This window comes from Vibrio sp. JPW-9-11-11, from assembly GCF_013369335.1.
In the GTDB taxonomy this organism is placed as follows: domain Bacteria; phylum Pseudomonadota; class Gammaproteobacteria; order Enterobacterales; family Vibrionaceae; genus Vibrio.
In genome coordinates, this window is the sequence record NZ_SZQJ01000027.1 from 1 (window position 1) to 1,742 (window position 1,742).

General features: G+C 41.8%; 3 protein-coding genes. 1 reads left to right on the forward strand and 2 read right to left on the reverse strand.

The features are described from left to right. Window positions 1–307 precede the first annotated feature (307 nt). Both FCU94_RS15800 and FCU94_RS15805 read right to left on the reverse strand, forming a co-directional pair. Complete coding sequence (locus tag FCU94_RS15800; RefSeq protein ID WP_061058629.1) at window positions 308–799, reverse strand: hypothetical protein; 492 nt, start codon at window positions 797–799, stop codon at window positions 308–310. A 173-nt stretch (window positions 800–972) separates the two neighbouring features. Continuing rightward, window positions 973–1,398 (reverse strand): bifunctional diaminohydroxyphosphoribosylaminopyrimidine deaminase/5-amino-6-(5-phosphoribosylamino)uracil reductase RibD, encoded by a 426-nt coding sequence (locus FCU94_RS15805; RefSeq protein ID WP_176289453.1) that lies wholly within the window; start codon window positions 1,396–1,398, stop codon window positions 973–975. A gap of 126 nt (window positions 1,399–1,524) precedes the next feature. On the opposite strand from FCU94_RS15805, the gene FCU94_RS15810 reads away from it, so the two are divergent. Beyond that, window positions 1,525–1,742 (forward strand): helix-turn-helix domain-containing protein (locus tag FCU94_RS15810; protein ID WP_155647873.1); only part of this gene is annotated, 218 nt, incomplete at its 3' end.

Sequence of the window (1,742 nt, forward strand, 5' to 3'; positions counted from 1 at the left end):
ATTTGAAACCAACCGCCACGACCTGCAAATGAAGCAACCCGCGAACATTGACATGTTTTACGGGCTGAGAAATTCACGAAATTAGGCCGACAATACGGATTTGCTGAGGCAACTCGAACGAATGGCTAAAGGGACAAAGAACAGAGATCGAAGAGTTTTTAAGCCATTGAAATACAAGTAAACATAACGCCCAATTAAGTTGTGAGCAACGCTGCCACCTTACTCAAACACTGCACCTTAATCACCAAACGAATTGAAACCGAAAGCGCCGAGCGTTGCGAATCAGCTTGAATTGTTTGTTATATTTTTAAAACAGATACTTGTACAACGACAAAAGAACAACTAGAACCCAAAGTACTGCATATGCATTGGGTAGGTGTTTATCCATTTTTATTCTCGTCTTCGACAACTGCATTTTCGCAAAGACCTTATCTTTATTCAGTTCCCATGTTCCAAATACATACCCGGATTTTGAATTGTGTTCACTTTGATATCTCTTAAACTCACACAACACACTCATTTCAAGCACGTCACCCATTTCTATTTTCTCAATGAGTCTTTGGGCAAATGAGACATCTCTACCACGACTAGTACAGATAGAGCGCCAAAGGCGATGAAGAAACAAGCCTGGGACAGCTAGAAGCAATGCGAATAAAGGGTCCCCTATAGACAAGACAGTTACGGATAAGGAGAGAAGAATTGACTCCGACGAGATAAATATTCCTCGGTAATTTTGCAAAAGAGACTCTTGAGTATCCCATAAAGCCCATGCTGCACTTATTAATGAATCACCTTTCATTTCCTTACTCCACTCCAATTTATGATATTTCACACTCAGAAATATAACGCCGCATTAAGTGGTGAGCAACGCAGACCACTGAACTAAAAGTATTGTGCCGTAAACACTGAAGTTGAAGCAAACCAAAAATGCCGAGCGTTGGGAATCCGTCTTAAATGCTTTGTTATATGCCTTTACGACTTACCCAAATATTGCACTAAGAAGCTAACGACTTGTTCACGACAAAGACCAAGCTCTACTTTGATACCTGCCTGTTCTAAAATAGCTATTCCCTTGCCACTGTTACGTTCGTCTGGATCGAGCATCGAAACTACAACATGCTTAATACCAGATTTTACGAGTGTTTTTGCACATGCAGGAGTGCGCCCCACAAAAGAACATGGCTCTAAAGTTACATACGCTGTAACACCATCTAGGCTTCCATGATAAGACTGTAAGGCTTCGACTTCTGCGTGATTACCACCAATAGCTTGTGTATAGCCCTCGGATACAACCACATTATCTTTAACTAACACGCACCCAACTGGTGGGTTTGGAACACAGTCAGGCAATGCGCTCTTGGAGATTTCTAATGCTCTAAGCATATATTTTTCTGACATTATTTCGTATTCCTTGTTTTGGCATATAACGCCGCTTGGATTCAAGTACGAAGTGCGACACCTCTGAACATAAAAACAGTGAGATGCGATAATCATGAAGTTTGCTCCCGCCAAGAAGTAAAAAACATGAAATACACGCACCTCACTGAGAACGAAAGGTATATGATTTCTGCGCTCAGAAAGCAAGGAATTAGTACCGCTAAAATAGCTAAACAACTGGGGCGTCACAAAGCCACTATCTATCGAGAAATTGAACGCAATTCCCGATACAACAGACACTTTAAAAGGTACTCCTATCAGGCATGGAGAGCCCAACAAATGGCTCGCAACCGGCTGAGCCGGTC